The sequence below is a fragment of the Bacillus sp. FSL W8-1127 genome, from assembly GCF_038006725.1.
Classification (GTDB): domain Bacteria; phylum Bacillota; class Bacilli; order Bacillales; family DSM-4216; genus Bacillus_O; species Bacillus_O smithii.
Genome location: NZ_JBBOVU010000001.1, coordinates 941,847 through 957,983, shown reverse-complemented (window position 1 = coordinate 957,983; position 16,137 = coordinate 941,847). Strand labels below are relative to the sequence as shown.

General features: G+C 41.4%; 16 protein-coding genes. 2 read left to right on the top strand and 14 right to left on the bottom strand.

Annotated elements, in window-relative coordinates; genetic code table 11:
- Window positions 1-80: 80 nt before the first annotated feature.
- From NST12_RS04565 to NST12_RS04525, 9 genes are all read right to left on the bottom strand, one after another.
- Window positions 81-293, bottom strand: coding sequence for a hypothetical protein (locus NST12_RS04565; protein WP_341028741.1), 213 nt, complete (start codon window positions 291-293; stop codon window positions 81-83).
- A 248-nt stretch (window positions 294-541) separates the two neighbouring features.
- Entirely contained in the window at window positions 542-1,318 is a 777-nt protein-coding gene (locus NST12_RS04560) for a DUF2268 domain-containing protein (protein WP_341028738.1), read from the bottom strand.
- Between the two features lie 225 nt (window positions 1,319-1,543).
- Window positions 1,544-2,641 carry an ABC transporter permease gene (locus tag NST12_RS04555; protein WP_341028736.1) on the bottom strand — a complete coding sequence of 366 codons (1,098 nt, stop codon included), beginning with the start codon at window positions 2,639-2,641 and terminating at the stop codon, window positions 1,544-1,546.
- On the bottom strand, window positions 2,638-3,891 hold the full coding sequence (locus tag NST12_RS04550; protein WP_341028734.1) for an ABC transporter permease: 1,254 nt from the start codon (window positions 3,889-3,891) through the stop codon (window positions 2,638-2,640). The genes NST12_RS04555 and NST12_RS04550 overlap by 4 nt, the downstream gene beginning before the upstream one ends.
- Before the next feature lie 15 nt (window positions 3,892-3,906).
- On the bottom strand, window positions 3,907-4,839 hold the full coding sequence (locus NST12_RS04545; protein WP_341028733.1) for an ABC transporter ATP-binding protein: 933 nt from the start codon (window positions 4,837-4,839) through the stop codon (window positions 3,907-3,909).
- 235 nt (window positions 4,840-5,074) lie between these two features.
- The gene (locus tag NST12_RS04540; protein ID WP_048622870.1) at window positions 5,075-5,704 is read right to left on the bottom strand and encodes a response regulator transcription factor; all 630 of its coding nucleotides are present in this window, start codon (window positions 5,702-5,704) and stop codon (window positions 5,075-5,077) included.
- A complete protein-coding gene (locus NST12_RS04535; RefSeq protein ID WP_061778467.1) occupies window positions 5,682-6,803 on the bottom strand; it encodes a sensor histidine kinase in 1,122 nt (373 codons plus the stop codon). The genes NST12_RS04540 and NST12_RS04535 overlap by 23 nt, the downstream gene beginning before the upstream one ends.
- A 189-nt stretch (window positions 6,804-6,992) precedes the next feature.
- Window positions 6,993-8,234: a beta-ketoacyl-ACP synthase II gene (gene fabF, locus NST12_RS04530; RefSeq protein WP_003353693.1), complete on the bottom strand. Its 1,242-nt coding sequence runs from the start codon at window positions 8,232-8,234 to the stop codon at window positions 6,993-6,995.
- 37 nt (window positions 8,235-8,271) lie between these two features.
- Window positions 8,272-9,204 (bottom strand): beta-ketoacyl-ACP synthase III, encoded by a 933-nt coding sequence (locus NST12_RS04525; RefSeq protein WP_341030473.1) that lies wholly within the window; start codon window positions 9,202-9,204, stop codon window positions 8,272-8,274.
- Between the two features lie 244 nt (window positions 9,205-9,448).
- On the opposite strand from NST12_RS04525, the gene NST12_RS04520 reads away from it, so the two are divergent.
- Window positions 9,449-9,685, top strand: a complete 237-nt coding sequence (locus tag NST12_RS04520) for a hypothetical protein (protein ID WP_341028731.1) — start codon at window positions 9,449-9,451, stop codon at window positions 9,683-9,685.
- Between the two features lie 124 nt (window positions 9,686-9,809).
- Here NST12_RS04520 and NST12_RS04515 read toward each other — a convergent pair whose 3' ends face one another.
- The 4 genes from NST12_RS04515 to NST12_RS04500 all read right to left on the bottom strand — a co-directional run bounded on the left by NST12_RS04515 (window position 9,810) and on the right by NST12_RS04500 (window position 12,952).
- A complete protein-coding gene (locus NST12_RS04515; RefSeq protein ID WP_003353696.1) occupies window positions 9,810-9,995 on the bottom strand; it encodes a ComZ family protein in 186 nt (61 codons plus the stop codon).
- Window positions 9,996-10,973: a BMP family ABC transporter substrate-binding protein gene (locus tag NST12_RS04510; RefSeq protein ID WP_341028730.1), complete on the bottom strand. Its 978-nt coding sequence runs from the start codon at window positions 10,971-10,973 to the stop codon at window positions 9,996-9,998.
- A 229-nt stretch (window positions 10,974-11,202) separates the two neighbouring features.
- Window positions 11,203-12,036, bottom strand: a complete 834-nt coding sequence (locus NST12_RS04505) for a hypothetical protein (protein ID WP_048622867.1) — start codon at window positions 12,034-12,036, stop codon at window positions 11,203-11,205.
- A 178-nt stretch (window positions 12,037-12,214) separates the two neighbouring features.
- Window positions 12,215-12,952 (bottom strand): hypothetical protein, encoded by a 738-nt coding sequence (locus NST12_RS04500; protein WP_341100392.1) that lies wholly within the window; start codon window positions 12,950-12,952, stop codon window positions 12,215-12,217.
- Between the two features lie 189 nt (window positions 12,953-13,141).
- On the opposite strand from NST12_RS04500, the gene NST12_RS04495 reads away from it, so the two are divergent.
- A complete protein-coding gene (locus NST12_RS04495; protein ID WP_003353700.1) occupies window positions 13,142-13,324 on the top strand; it encodes a YjzD family protein in 183 nt (60 codons plus the stop codon).
- 114 nt (window positions 13,325-13,438) lie between these two features.
- Here the strand turns inward: NST12_RS04495 and clpB are convergent, their stop codons facing one another.
- Window positions 13,439-16,036, bottom strand: coding sequence for an ATP-dependent chaperone ClpB (clpB, locus tag NST12_RS04490; protein ID WP_341028726.1), 2,598 nt, complete (start codon window positions 16,034-16,036; stop codon window positions 13,439-13,441).
- Window positions 16,037-16,137: the final 101 nt, after the last annotated feature.

Genomic DNA, 16,137 nt, shown 5'->3' with positions numbered 1-16,137 from the left:
TACATCTTCTTCATTTGTCACACAGTATGGGCAAAAGAAAGTTAAATTATTCCTGTAGGGGGATGTTTTTGAATGTGTTCTTATTTTTTCTTCTTTGGCTGTGGATAGTAAATGGAAAGACTGATGATGATCAATCCGAGTACAAACAAATAACAATTCCCTTTTTTCGCAAGAAATTTCACGTATTCAACGAACGTCAGCCCTGCAGCCATAAAGTTCACATAGATGATCATGCTGACTCCGCCGGCCACTGATAATCCGAATCCGAAAAGCCAAAAAAAGATTCTCCCCACCTTTTTCCATCCTCGCCGCCATTTTCTCTCTGTTGGCTTGTCCAACGTCTTTTGTTCATGTATATTCTCGAAATCCCGCTATTATGCGAAAGCGATATTTCCTCGACATGCTTTCTTTTTTCAAAATCAAATTTTCACATTCATAAATGTGATCAACGAATTTCCGTTGCGTTAAAACCGTTTAGACATTTTTCAACCTTACTGAAAACAAAAAATCCCCCTTTATATGGGGAGATGGAAACAGGTGATCATTGATTCCATTCTTTCAAAAAAGTTTCGGCAGGCAGAGCAAGCATTTCCTTTGTCCCTTTCTTCCATTTTTTTGCACATTCCTCAACAATGGAAAATCCCGTCGCATAGCCAAGCATAGACGGCAGCATGCCTTTCCCATATAAAATTCGATCATGAACAGGATTTTGTTTGGACAGCATGAGGTGATCTTGTACATAAGAACGCCACCATTTTTTTATATCAGCCGATGTATATTGTTTGCACCAAGAAGCATTCCATTTTTCTCCTACATATTCCTTCACGGCAAACTCCGCCAGGCCTTCAAACAAAATGGAATCTAAAAGTCGATACTTTTCCTCTCTTTTTTCCAATTTTTCCATCCGAGCACAATGATGATATTCATGAACAAACACGGCTTCCCATTGTTCTTTGTCAATGTCGGGAGATAAAAACAAAAACATCTTGTCGCCTAGAGCCAGACCCGATTTGTTCGGTCTGTCTCCAAAAAGGGAAAAATTGGATTGAACAGGAAACAAATAAATGCCGATATCAGGGCCATTCCAAAGCTGTTTATATTTTAAAAAAAGACGTTCCATTTCCTTCCAAGCTTTTTTCTGTACAAGACCCTCAAAAGTGGGTCTTGTTCGTTTGGAAGGCGCAAACATGCCGTGCTTCTGTAAATAGCGATAAAACGAAATCGCTTCCCGTTCTGAGATTCCATCGATCTTGCTCATCCATTCGAGTGGTTCGTCCCAATGATTCATTAGCCATTCTTTCGTATTGTATACACCCATGAAAGGCATCCTCCCTTTTTATGTATTTATATTTATGTTCAAAACCATTCAAAAGACACAAAAAAGCAAGGCCACTAAGCCCTTGCTTTCCAAAATGATTCAGGGAGGATTGCTCTCTAATCTATGTTTTTCTTCACAAGGTTAGCGAAAACGAAATCGTCTCATTTTTGTTCCAATCATTGGCCAAATTTGTCCGTATCATCTTCTATTTTATGAATGGTCCCGTTAAACATGCCTTCGCTCCATCAAGTTGATCCCGATTCCCATTAACACCACTCCCATCATAAACAGAATGCTGATCGGATATAACAATTCGCTGAACGAATAATGATAGATGGTCGCTTCTTTCAGCGCCTGCATGGCATAGGTCACCGGCACAAACTTTGAAATGGCCAGAAGCACTTGGGATGAAACGATCTCAATCGGCCAATAAGCTCCACCGACCATTGCCATGCTGACCGCTAGAATTTGCAAGATGGCCCGAAACTGCGGAACGCTCTTGCAGATGCCGGTAAGAAATATAGAAAGAGCCACAACGGAAAATACATAAGGAATCAAAATGACCAGCGTTTTGGCAAAACCACCATAAAAATCAACGCCTATTGCATAAAAAACAGAAAAAACCATCAGAACTTGAATGTACCCTAAGACAAAGCAAAACAATAAATTGCCTGTGTACATTTGCCATTTTTTAATCGGGGAAAAGATCATTCGATCCCAAATTCCCTCTTTTTTCTCCTGCAATATATTCACAACTTGAAAAGCAATGGTATAAATCACAAAGAATAAAGCGAAACCGAATAAGCTTTGCAGATGAGGATCAATAATCACCGTACCGTGATCGTGCAAACTTTTTTGTTTGATTTGAAAAAGCGGTTGGTCTAAATCTTTAAGAACTCGCTCTTTCATTTCCTTTGGCATCTTTTCCAATTCGATTTTGATGTGGCGATTTTGGAAATACTCGTCTTGGACCTTTTCTGCATACCGCTTGATCAGCTGTACGTTTCCGGTTTGTGAGGTGACCACAAGACGAAAGTGATCTTTTGACAAGATGATGCCAGCTTCTGCTTTTCCTTCGCCAACCATTTGTTGAACGTCCTTTTCCGTTGTCAACCGAAAGTCAACCAAATCGAATTGATGGAATTCGTGCAACACCGTCTTTGTTTCCTTTTCGTTCAATTGGCTGGCTACAGGAACGATCATTTTCGTATCATTTGCTTTTCCGACGATAAAAGCAAAACCGACGCAAATGACAGAAATCAAGAAATAGCCCCACGGTTTTCTCAAAAACATTTGCCATTTTGCCAGAAGAATCGCTTTCATGCAGACATCTCCTTTCTAGGAAATATCATCCACCCGATCATGAATAAACAAATACTTAATGCAAGCAAATATCCAAAAGAGCCAACGACTTCAGTAAATCCGTAGCCTTGCAAAAGCTTCAAATAGGCATTCATTCCCGCCCCATTCGGAGTCGCATTGCCTAGCCATCGAAACACATTGGAAATCTGTCCGACGGGGAAAAAGCTGCCTCCGACAAATGCAAAAACGGAAACAATGGCGGATGAAAAAAACGTAGACGCCGACTCCGATTGGCTGCGGAAATTGATGGCCATCATCAACACTGCCAATCCGCCCACAGATGCGCTTAACGATATGGAAATAGCCAGGAAGGAAAACCAATTAGGCCACTTCACTCCGTACACAATTTCTACCGCCCCATATAAAATCAATATTTGCAGCAACGCTAGAACAAAAGCGGATAAAAAAGTTCCGAATACGTATTTAAAGATCGGAATATTAGCCAAAACCATCCTGTCAAACGCATGAGATTCTTTCTCTTGAAAAGCATAAGTCGATACTTGAGAAACGATATATAATACAAACATTACGCTCATTCCCACAGTATAATAGGTAATGGCTTTCATAGGTTTTCTTTTCGTTACAGACTCCATCGAAATTTCCGCAGGATGATGATTGCCGTTGAAACGAATTCCGTTTTTCGTCATTGCCGTGTTAGTGGTCAACTGGTCACGGTACGACCTAACAATATCAAGAGCGGCCAGTGCCGCCATTTTCCCATCATTTTGATAGAAAGTCAGCTGCGGAACTCGTTTTTCTCCTAAAAAGACATGCCGGTACACATTATAAGAAAAATGTTTCGGAACAACGATCACAGCAGATACATCCCGTTTTTTCCTGATATCGTCAAGATCGGTCCTGCCTTTGATGCTCACTTCCATATATTTCTTCACATTGGGACTATTAAAAATACCTTTTAATTGTTCAATAGGCGAAAACGATTGGGTCCCCTCTATCAAATTCTGTTTTTGCTGCTGTGGAATCGAAGATTGCTTGATTTCTTGAATCAATTTTTCCTTATCCTTTTGTTCATTTCCTTGAATGATGATGGCCACTTTTCCTTTTATCGGTTCATCGCCGCCATCCATAACGCTGCCAAGAGCGACGCCTAAAATCGTAATTAATAGAAACGGCATTCCCAACAGCACAAGCAGCTCCTGTCGGTTTCGCAGTAATAATAGCAATTGTTTTTTCACAAGCGATGCGATCATGTTCTTCCCCCCTTATTAGTCTCTTAATGCTTTTCCGGTAAGATGCAAAAATACATCTTCCAACGTCGGTGATTGAACATCGATAGAAGTAATGACCGTATCCGTACTCTCCGCGAATCGAAAAATTTTTTGAAAAAGGTTCACCTGTTTCGGAACGATAATCGATACTGTTTGATTTCCCACTGAGACTTTTCGTATGGTCGGTTCTTGGTTTAAAACATGGACGAATTCTTCCTTGAGCCTCTCCGTTTTGATCACGATCGTCTTTTCGGCCGAAAGAATATTTTTAATCTCCTCTTTGGTTCCGGAGGTAATGATTTTCCCGTTGTCCATGATATAAATCCGATCGCATAGGAACTCGACTTCTTCCATATAATGGCTTGTATAAAGGACCGTCATTTTCTTTTCTTCGTTCAGCCGCTTGACAGTTTGTAAGATGAAATTGCGAGATTGCGGATCAATTCCAACGGTCGGCTCATCCATGATGATCAATTCCGGGTCGTGAAGCAATGCTGCCCCAATATTCAGTCGTCGTTTCATCCCGCCTGAAAAATGTTTCGTCAAATCATGCTGCCGATCTTTAAGACCAATGATGTCCAATACTTCATCCACTTTTTTCTTTTTTTCTTTTCCTGAAAGCTTATACATTCTTGCGAAGAATTCCAAGTTTTCTCTTGCTGATAAATCCATATATAAGGCGATCTCTTGCGGAACAATCCCGAGAATCGAGCGAAGATAAGCCGGATGCTTAATCACGCTTTCGTTATTCAATCGAATATCTCCAACCGTAGGAGGAATCAACGTTGCGATCATGGAAATGGTTGTAGATTTTCCAGCGCCGTTTGGTCCCAAAAGCCCTACCGTCTCGCCTTTGTTCAGATACATATTGACCCCGTCGACAGCCGTTATTTTTTTAAATTTTTTCGTGATATTGACCACATCAATCATGTTTTCTTTCTTCCCCTTTCGTTTTTCTATTTACATGGTACTGAGTTTGCGATCGGGAAAACACTATCTTCCGTCATCTCTTCTTTTCCAAAACTATGACCTCCGTCATTGTTTAACAATGGTTGCGACAGGAAACTCCGCTTCTATCAGCGTTTGATTTCGTAATGTCATTTTTTGTAGACATATGTTTTTGGCGATAAAAAAATGTCGGTATGCACCGACACTCTTTTGTTTATTAGCAAAGCCCATTTTTCACGGCAAAAATCGCCAATTGAGTACGATCTCGAAGATGCAGCTTTTGCAAAATTTGCGAAATATGATTTTTGACGGTTCCCACCGATAAATAAAGCTCGGCGGCAATTTCCCGATTGGATTTTCCTTCTCCCACTAAAATGGCGATGGTTTTTTCACGGGGCGACAGCGGAAGCTCTATTGCTGGTTTGGGATGGTTGAATAATTTCGGCACCACTTTTGCCGCCACTTCCTCATGAATGGTGATTCCTCCACTCATGCAGCTGTGAATAGCTCGGATGAACGCCTGCGGCTCCGCCGATTTCAGCAAAAATCCACTGGCTCCGTCCCTTAAAGCGGCCTCGGCATATTCTTCATCATTAAAAGTGGTAAGTATCAGTATTTTCACATGAGGCCATCGCTTTTTGATTTCTCTCGTTGCTTCCAATCCATTCATCACCGGCATGCGAATATCGATCACTGCCAAATCAACGTGATTCCGTTCTAAACATTTGAGAGCTTCCAGACCGTTCTCTGCTTCTTGAATCACTTGAATTTCCGGATCTTGTTCCATCATCATTTTTAATCCTTGCCTTACGATGGGCTGATCTTCAACCAATAATACTTTCCACATTACGGTTTTCCCCCTTTAACGGAAAGCTCCCTTCCACTACAAAATCCGTTTCCGTATAGTAAACCGTCAATTTTCCGCCAATTTCCTTTAATCGTTCTTCCATATTGGATAAACCGAATCCAAAAGTAAACTCTTTTTTTTCAACCACTTTATTCGAAATGGAGAATTCCAGTTTTCCAATCGCGTCGAACCCTAATTGCAGCTCCACTTCTTTTGAATGAGAATGGCGCATGGCATTTGTCAATGCTTCTTGAATCACTCGATATAAAACTATACTTTCTTGATTGGTCAGAGGTGTGGATAAAATCCCTTTTTTGATGGTTAAATTCAAAAAAATGTGGCTCTCCGCTTCTAACTTGCGTATAAGTTCTAAAACGGTTGCAATTCCTTCATGCTCCTCTGTCCTCAAAGCTCTTACCGCCTGCCTTGTTTCTTCTAAACTATCTTGTACCAATCCCTTCAATTCTTCAAAATCTTCTCCTTTCTGCATGGATAAAATTTGCAAATGCATAAGCAGTGCAGTGAGTTTGTGCCCAACAGAGTCGTGAATATCCCGGGCAATTCTTGTTCGTTCCTCCAGCCTTGCCGTTCGCTCCGATTCATAAGAAATACGCTTTAATTTTCGAAACTCCCCGACCAGCGTTTCATACAGCTTTTGTTTTTCCTTCAGAGCTGCAAAACTGCGATTTAAACTGAACGTTAAAATGGCAAAGAGAGAAGAAACTAAAAGAAAGGGGCTTTTTTCCGGTACTTTCCAATAAAGAAATAAAAAAGACAAAATCAAATAAGAGCCGAACGAGTAAAGAAAGTCTTTGGAACTTAGCAATACGGCTCCTTCCATCATCAAATACAAAAACAAAAAAAGGATATACACCTTCGTTTCTGAAGATGCGAAGAACCCGAATGAAAAGAGCAAAATCCCCATCACACCATGCAAAACAGCTGGTTTAGGCACGACGGATAGCAAAAAATAGCCGATCAACAAAAGGGAAAACAAAAGAAGCAAAACGGCAAAATGTTGAGTCGGCTCAAACTCCTGATACAAAAAGACAACACTTATCAAACTAAAAATCACGAATCGGATCCAAAAAAAGGACACTGTCATTTCTCCTAATCGTCTTTTTTTCAGTTTACTATACCGCTCAGGTTTTTGAATATATTTTTTGGAATAGTAAAAATGATTTTCCATCAAAAAAGGACAGAACGGAAAAACACATTCTGTCCTTTTTGAGGGTTTCCATCATCTTATCCTACACATGCAAAATGAATCGTTTAAGACATAAACCCATTACTGTTCATATTTTTTAAAAACAATCGTGGCATTATGTCCGCCAAATCCGAATGAATTACTGATGGCTGCGCGAACCGTTTGTTTTCTTGCTTCATGTGGAACGTAGTCGAGATCGCAATCCGGATCTTTTGTTTCCAAATTGATAGTCGGCGGCATGATATCATTTTTTATTGAAAGGACGGTGATGATAGCTTCCACGCCCCCGGCCGCACCAAGCAAATGCCCTGTCATGGACTTAGTGGAGCTAACAGCTAGACGGTATGCATGTTCACCAAAAACCGTTTTAATGGCCGCCGTTTCAAATTTATCATTGTACGGCGTGCTTGTTCCATGGGCATTAATGTAATCAATATCTTCCGGTTTTAAACCGGCATCCTGGAGCGCCTTTTTCATAGCCCGCGCTCCTCCTTCTCCTCCCGGGGCAGGAGCTGTAATATGATAAGCGTCGCCTGTCATGCCATAACCAACGATTTCAGCATAAATTCGCGCTCCTCTTTTTAATGCATGTTCCAGTTCCTCCAAAACAATAATTCCTGCACCTTCCCCTATGACAAAACCATCGCGATTTGCATCAAAGGGGCGGCTGGCCGTTTTTGGATCCGGATTTGTAGAAAGAGCAGTATTGGCGCTGAAACCAGCAATACTCATACGAGTGATAGGAGCTTCTGTACCGCCCGTCACCATCACATCGGCATCTCCGCGCTGAATCGCTTTAAAAGCGTCACCGATAGAGTTTGTGCCGGTTGCACAAGCTGTCACCGTACAGGAATTAATTCCTTTGGCACCAAGTAGAATAGAAACTTGGCCGGCTGCCATATCAGGAATCATCATCGGAACAAAGAACGGGCTGACTCGGCGGTAACCTCTTTTTTGGAATGTTTCAAACTGCTGTTCAAATGTTTCCATGCCGCCGATGCCGGAGCCGATCCACACTCCCACTCGTTCTGCATTTGATTCATCAATGACTAGATCAGCATCTTTTACAGCTTGAATGGCAGCAGCTACGGCATACTGAGTAAAGCGATCCATTTTTCTTGCTTCTTTTCGTTCTAAATAGTCTTCCGGATTAAAATCGTTTATTTCAGCTGCTACTTTAGCAGGAAATTCATCAGGATTCACTCTTGTCAGAGGCTTAATCCCGCTTACTCCGTTTATGATATTTTCCCAAGAAGTTTCAACATTTAATCCAACAGGTGTAACCGCACCAAGCCCGGTTACAACAACACGTCTTTTCTCCATTACCCCATCTCCTTTACGAGTTCAAGAAGATTTATTTTTACCGTCCCCATCTTAGAAGAACAGCTCCCCATGTCAGACCACCGCCAAATCCTACCATCACGATAACCTGATCATCTTTTATTTTACCAGCTTCCAGTTCTTCCACAAGCGAAATTGGAATAGAGGCAGCAGAAGTATTTCCGTATTTATGAACGGTTTTCGACATTTTTTCAACAGGAAGCTCCAAGCGTTGGCGAGCAGATTCCATAATCCGAATATTGGCTTGATGAGGAATTAGAAAATCGACATCTTCTTTCGAAAGTCCCGCTTTTTCTATCACACGAATGCAGGATTCTCCCATTTGTCGAACCGCAAACTTGAACACTTCCCGACCGTTCATATGGATATATCGGTCTTGGTACAAATACTTCCCGCCGGATCCATCCGCACCGAGATCAAAAGCGAGAATTCCTCTTCCTTCAGAAACTGGCCCTACTACAGCTGCCCCTGCTCCATCGCCAAATAGTACAGCTGTATTCCGATCGCTCCAGTCCGTGATTTTCGAAAGTTTTTCAACCCCCACCACTAACACATAGCGGTACGCACCTGAAGTGATAAATTGTTGGGCGGTTGCCAGCCCGTACATAAAACCAGCACAAGCAGCACTAATATCCATCGCCGCTGCATTGGCTGCCCCCAATCGATCTTGGAGCATGCATGCGACCGTAGGGAAAGGCTGATCCGGGGTGACAGTAGCCACTAAAATTAAATCTATTTCTTTTGGAGAAATTCCGGCATGTGCAATGGCGTTTTTCGCAGCTTCAAACGCCATATCGGACGTATCCATATCATCTCCGGCAATTCTCCGTTCTTCAATTCCCGTTCTCGTACGGATCCATTCATCAGACGTATCCATGATTTTTTCTAAATCTGTATTTTTTACAACCTTTTCTGGTACGTAGCGACCAACTCCAATAATTCCTGCGTTCAACACGCTTCCCTTCCTTCTAAAAACTTTGTTCAACGAGCGTTCGTTGCGAAAAATACGCAATGAGCGTCCATTGACTTATAGAAAGTGGTATAAGCACATATTATTACCTGGTACTAATCATAACAAAAATACTTTTGTCTTGCAAACTTTTTTCCTCAACCCACTATATCTATGGGACTCTATCCATTCCGTTTTAATTGAGACACATAAACTAAAAGGTAGAAGGAAAGGGGGCAGCTAACTTATGAGTACGGAAGAGAAGCAAAAAACCAATATACATCCTTTTGACAAACTAATGTTTGGCCAACATGAACGTAACGGCGAAAAAAAATCGGAGAACAAAAAAGATGAGATGGATCTGGAAAACGTTGATTTTATGGAATTGATGAATCAAATGGATATATTGATGTCCTCTTTTGAGCATTTTAAACCACTTTGGAATAAAGTCACGCCGTTATTGGAAAAATGGATCAAGAAATAAAGAAACTTTTTCATTCGTCCAACAGGAAGGATGAAATTCATGAACTTTTAAAACTTGCGGCAAAAAAGCGGTCTATGATTTAGGGGAGAACCCAATTATCATAGGATTCCCCCCTTTTCCATTCCTATTCTTTCAAGGCTTCTTTTTTCCCTAATTCATATGCTTCGTTCATCACTTTCAAAAACAGATCCATAAAAGGCTGAATCAACTCCATGGAAAGTTTGATTCCCGCTTCCTTTAATTTTTCTTGCGCCTCAGGTAAGTATTTCATGGCCATTTGCACGAATTCCATATTTTTTTGTTCATTCATTTAAATGCCTCCCTTATCACTTTTGCTTGGCAGCTTTCCTGTTTTGGTATAAATGGCGATATCGCGATTCAACCGGTCTCGGAATGGTTTATCAACCACGGGGCTCCATTTACCCATCGTAATGACACCGTCTTGAAAATCAAAATACAAATTTCCAGGAGGAAGCTTTCCTTCTGCAAAACGCGCGGCGGCTACTTCATAAAGTTTATCAACATGCTGTACAGTACTTGTAAGCACCGTATACTTTCCTAAATCCGATTGGTCAGACACATAGCCAATGGCATATAATCTTTTTTCTTTCAATTTTTGAATAACCGGGACACTGTAGCGGTCGCCGGCCGGATACACGACATCCGCCCCTTTGTCAATCAGCCCATCAAGCAAATGAAGCGCCTGATCTGTGTCATCCCAATTTCCGACATATTGTTTAAACACTTGAACGTCAGGATTTTCATATTTGGCGCCATCCACAAACCCTTTGATCTCCGGCTGCCATTTATAGGTAGCAAGAACAGCAATCTTTTTTGTTTTTGTTTCATGGGCGGCTGTCATTCCTCCAAAAAATCCCATAGCATAACCTTCAAACTTGAGGCTTGTCGTATTTTTGCACTTGGCATTCCCATTAAAACTGACAAAATGGATATTTGGAAATTTAGGCGCTATTTGATTAAAGTTTTCTGCATATTCACTTCCATGTCCAAAAATTAAATTAATCCCTTTATGTGAAAATTCCTCTACTGCTTTTTCCGTTAGCACTTTTGAGTTCATCCATTCTTTGTAATAAACATCCACACCGAAACGTTTTTGAATGCGAAGCATACCACTGTATCCTTTTGTACCCCATACTTGATCATTTATGGTTTCCGGTACCAGTATTCCAACTTTTTGAAGATGTCCTTTATCATCTTCTTTCTTGCAAGAAGATAGCAAAGCAAATAAGATCATCACTATAATTACAACTGCGACTTTTTTTGCCATTCCGAGAACTCCCTCTTTCCAAACCCTCACTTCAGGTAAAAGCTGTTAAAGCATAAAATATGCGTTGATGCTCTAACATGTTAAAGGGAGTACGTGTATAAAAAGAGAAAAATCCATAAAGCACGCCTCCTCCAACTCTTTTAAAAGAAAAATGAGATTTACGAATCTTTCCCATTTCCTCAATAGGAAAAAGTACCCGATTTGGACCAGTCTTTATTCTACACTTCTTCTAAAACTTAAAAAAGGGGAAATCACAAATCTCTCGTTTTTTTATATGAATAATTTGCTTTTGTACTGCTTCGTCTATAGGTAATTTGTTTTCAACCTGCAAGGTTTCAAAAGGATAGGCATTTCGTGATTGATCTTTACAGCGTTTTTTTAAAGCGTTTATTTGTTCTTCGTCATGGATCACACGGCTCATAACCGCTTCCCAGCTCGACGGATTGGCATTTACCAGGATAAAAGTATTAGACTTTTCTTTTTGCCTGTTGATGACGTCGACGGCATCCTCTACGTATAAAGCATCCTCAAGATCCTCATCAATGCAAGCTTGTTCCCATTGAAAAGCAGGATTGGTCATCGCTTCCGCCAATAAAAAAGAATTGGGCTGGCGAGGGCCGAAAACGGTCGGTAAATAAAAAACAGTTACGGACGCTTTTTCTTTTTCAGCTTGTTTTCGGAGTTCCTCCGCCTCCACGTATAGATCATGTTTTTCTTTTCTTTTCAACCAAATAGATGGATACAGAAAGATAAAATGATGTTTTTTCCAATCCAAACTTTTTTCAACAACGGGCTTGATCGCCTTCCAAGCGTTTTCTTTTCGGTGGTAATAACCATCATAAAAAGAAAAAACGAGATAAGATGGGGATGGTATGTGCTCAGGTCTTTGAATATGATGAAATTTTTGATATTGAAAATTAGCATTTCTCCCTATCTCCAACAATCGATCCTCATCCAGCTCATCTTCATCGCAGCCAAGGACCGTCATTCCTTCCTCTAAAAAGACTCGGCACAATTCAAATCCAATAAATGAATTGCCGGAAAACACAACTGCATCATTCATAGGCATCCCCCCTTATTCCCCATATAGCTATTTTATGCTTCCCAATCTTAGCTGTTAAAGGATCTTTAGTAAAAAATGAACTTAAGCGAGGAAACTCTTTCATTTAAGCTTCTTTTGGTAGAGCATATGCGATCTTTTTTAAAGGATCCTTCTTTTTTATGAACCGTTCGTTTCCGGTTTATAATTCTTTTTCATGCTCGCGAAAATATCGCAAACATTTTCGAATAATAAGCGGCCGCTTCTCCGGCAAAAAGAATTCGAGTTTTACCGGCAAATGGTTCCTCATCCGTTCTTTACAAACGGATTGGACGACTTCCAATTGTCCTTTATACGATAGGTGTCCAATGATTTCTATAAAATAAAGGGGATTTTTCGTTTTGATCAGCGGAATGACCGTATCCTTTTGGATCACTTTTTCCCATTCCTTTTCTTCGACCTGATAAGCCACAGAAATTTCCTTCCTGAACTTTTTCAAGAAGAACTTCTGTTTTCTTTCTTGCTCATTATGCAATCGTAGGGAAATGCACGGAGTGATGACGACTGCACAGCGCAAATTGGACTGAATACCCGTTAACATGTTTTTTAGTAAAAGCGCTCCGGTTCCCTCAGCTAGAATATGAATACGCTGATTGATAATCTCCTGTCTTTTTATATAGTGGTATAAGTTCAATGCAGATTCCACGGCCTTTTCGCTTCCCCAATGGGCCCCAAAAAAGTTGAAATAAAATACCAGATAGCCGGATTTCGTCAACTGGTCAATCCAATCCCTCCTAGTTTCGTTTTCCATCCAAAAACTCCCTTTTTCTGTGACATAATGATTTTGATCTCCTAGAATCATAACGGCAAAACCGTTCGGCTTTACTGGATAATGAACAATGCACCACTCTCTATCATGCTGAAATATCTTTTGCTGCATGATCAACTTCTCCTTTTGCATAGTGAGTCTTAATATTGTATGAAGGCAACAGATTTTTCGATAAGAAATCAGCCTATTCAAAACGGAGGAGTTTCAAATGTGTAAGAAAGATTTCATCATCGAACGGAAGTGTGGTAAGATAGAGGTATAATAGGTACATACTGATTTATAAAACGAGGTGAATAACCGATGCGTTTCATTATGACACTGGTATGGGCATTTCTTTTGTCTTTAATGCTCGTATATGTTGTGGGAGCAATGGCCGGAGCAGCGTTTAATTTCAGTCTCAGCCTTCTTTTAACGTTTGTCTTTGCGATTCTGATCTTTTTGTTAAGCTCGCTGATTCCGGACGAACCGGTTGAAAAACATTGAGTCCAAAAGGGGCGGCCGATGAGGTCGCCCCTTTTGGCTTGTGGCATCTTTCATCAATGGCCAAAATGGATACTTCAGCCATGAAGGTGTGAGCGAACAGATCCCCCCGTCTATTTAAGAAGAACGGACAATGAGCTCTCCGTTTTCTTCATCAATCACCGCTTCTTTATTTGGCAAAATATCTCCGGCAATAATCGCCCTTGCCAGCTTAGTCTCTACTTGATGTTGAATGAACCGTTTCAATGGCCGGGCTCCATATACCGGATCGAATCCCTCTTTCGCAATGAGCTTCTTAGCGTTTTCCGTGACTCTAAGATCCAATTCCTGATCTTTCAGTCGTTGTTTTAGTTCACCGAGCAATTTTTCCACAATGGCTTCTACGTTCTCCATCGTCAACGGTTTAAACAAAATAATATCATCCACACGGTTTAAAAATTCCGGGCGAAAGTGATGCTTTAATTCGTTCAATACTTTTTCTTTTGTCTCCGGTTGAATGTCTCCTTCTTCTTTTCGATCTAACAAGTAGGAAGAGCCTAAGTTGGAAGTCATAATGACAACCGTATTTTTGCAATCAACCGTTCTTCCTTGTGAATCCGTGATTCGACCGTCATCCAGCATTTGCAGCAAAATATTAAATACTTCCGGGTGCGCTTTTTCTATTTCATCCAATAAAACAACCGAATAAGGTTTACGGCGAATGGCTTCCGTAAGTTGGCCCCCTTCTTCATAGCCGACATATCCAGGAGGAGCACCGATTAAACGCGAAACAGAAAATTTTTCCATATACTCGGACATATCGATCCGAATCATTTGCTCTTCGCTATCGAATAATGCCTCTGCGAGTGTCTTTGCCAGCTCTGTTTTTCCGACGCCTGTCGGACCAAGAAATAAAAACGATCCGATCGGACGATTTGGGTCTTTAATTCCCGCTCTTGCCCTTAGTACAGCATCACTCACCAGCTTCACTGCTTCTTCTTGGCCGATTACTCTGTTTTGGAGAATTTGTTCTAATCGCAGTAATTTCTCTCTTTCTCCTTCCACAAGCTTGGTAACGGGTATGCCTGTCCAACGGGAAACGATCCCCGCAATTTCTTCTTCTGTCACCTCTTCCCGAAGAAGCCGATTCTCGTCCTGTTTCGTTGCGGCTTCGTTTTCCAGTTCCTTCAGTTCTTTTTCTACTTGGGGAATTCTTCCATGGCGCAATTCAGCTGCTTTATTTAAGTCATATTGGTTCTCCGCCAATTCCAGCTCCCTGCGAAGTCTTTCCAACAGTTCGCGTTTTTCCTGAACTTTTTGAATAGCCTCTTTCTCTTTCTGCCATCTTGCCCGCATTTCGTTCGCTGTTTCTCTTAAATCCGCCAATTCTTTTCTCAATATCTCAAGGCGTGCTTTGCTGGCATCATCCGTCTCCTTCATTAAGGCAGCTTCTTCAATTTCAAGCTGCATCACTCTTCTCGTCACTTCGTCCAATTCTGTCGGCATCGAATCGATTTCCGTCCTGATCAAAGCGCACGCTTCATCAACCAAGTCAATCGCCTTATCAGGAAGAAACCGATCGGAAATATAACGGTTAGAAAGCGTTGCGGCGGCTACAAGAGCCCTATCATGGATATTAACGCCGTGGTGAATTTCAAACCGTTCCTTTAAGCCCCGTAATATCGAAATCGTATCTTCCACTGTTGGTTCTTGAACGAGAACTTGCTGGAAACGACGTTCAAGCGCCGGATCTTTTTCAATATATTGACGGTATTCATCCAATGTTGTGGCCCCAATACAATGGAGTTCGCCTCTCGCCAGCATCGGTTTCAACATATTCCCTGCATCCATGGCTCCCTCTGTTTTTCCGGCGCCCACAATCGTATGCAGTTCATCAATAAACAACAATATTTTCCCTTCGCTTTTCTTAACCGCATTTAAAACCGCTTTTAACCTTTCTTCAAACTCGCCCCGAAATTTGGCTCCAGCGATCAGCGCGCTCATATCCAAAGCAAAAATGGTTTTATCTTTCAATCCTTCAGGGACATCTTTGCGGACAATCCTTTGGGCAAGGCCTTCCACAATCGCGGTCTTCCCAACACCCGGTTCACCGATTAAAACCGGATTATTCTTCGTTTTCCGAGACAGAATCCGGATCACATGGCGAATTTCGCTGTCCCTGCCAATGACAGGATCCATTTTTCCTTGTCTCGCTTCCTCGACAAGATCCCGTCCGTATTTTTTCAATGCTTCATAGACGGCTTCCGGATTTTGGGTTGCCACTTTTTCATTCCCCCTTATCTCTTTAATAACAGCAGCCAACTGCGACTTTGACACTTGATGTTTATGTAAAAACTGTTTCCAGTTGTGATCCGGTAAATCCATGCTTGCCAAAACCACATGTTCTACCGAAAGATAATCATCCTTCCATTGCTCCCGCACCTTGTCTGCTTTTTGAAAAAGCATCTGCAGATGATTAGAAAGATAGGCGCCGTACTGGACGCCTTCTCCGCTGACTTTGGGGCATTCGTCCAACCGCTTTTGAAAATAATGGATGATTTCTTCTTTAGACAACCCGACCCGCTCAAAAATATGGGCCATTAAACTATCGCTTTTGTTCAATAACGCATAAAACAGATGAGGTAAGTCCATTTCTGTATTTTGTTGTTGCTCTGCCAATTTTTGAGCTTCCGCCATTCCTTCCTGAAGCGCATACGTCATCCGCTGGATATCCATATGGGTCCCTCCATCCGTTTTTCATTCCTTTTTCCAACATTCATTATTCACTTTTCCGATTTAACTGTAAAGCCATCCGTCTCCGGATGGCTTGCTTGTCG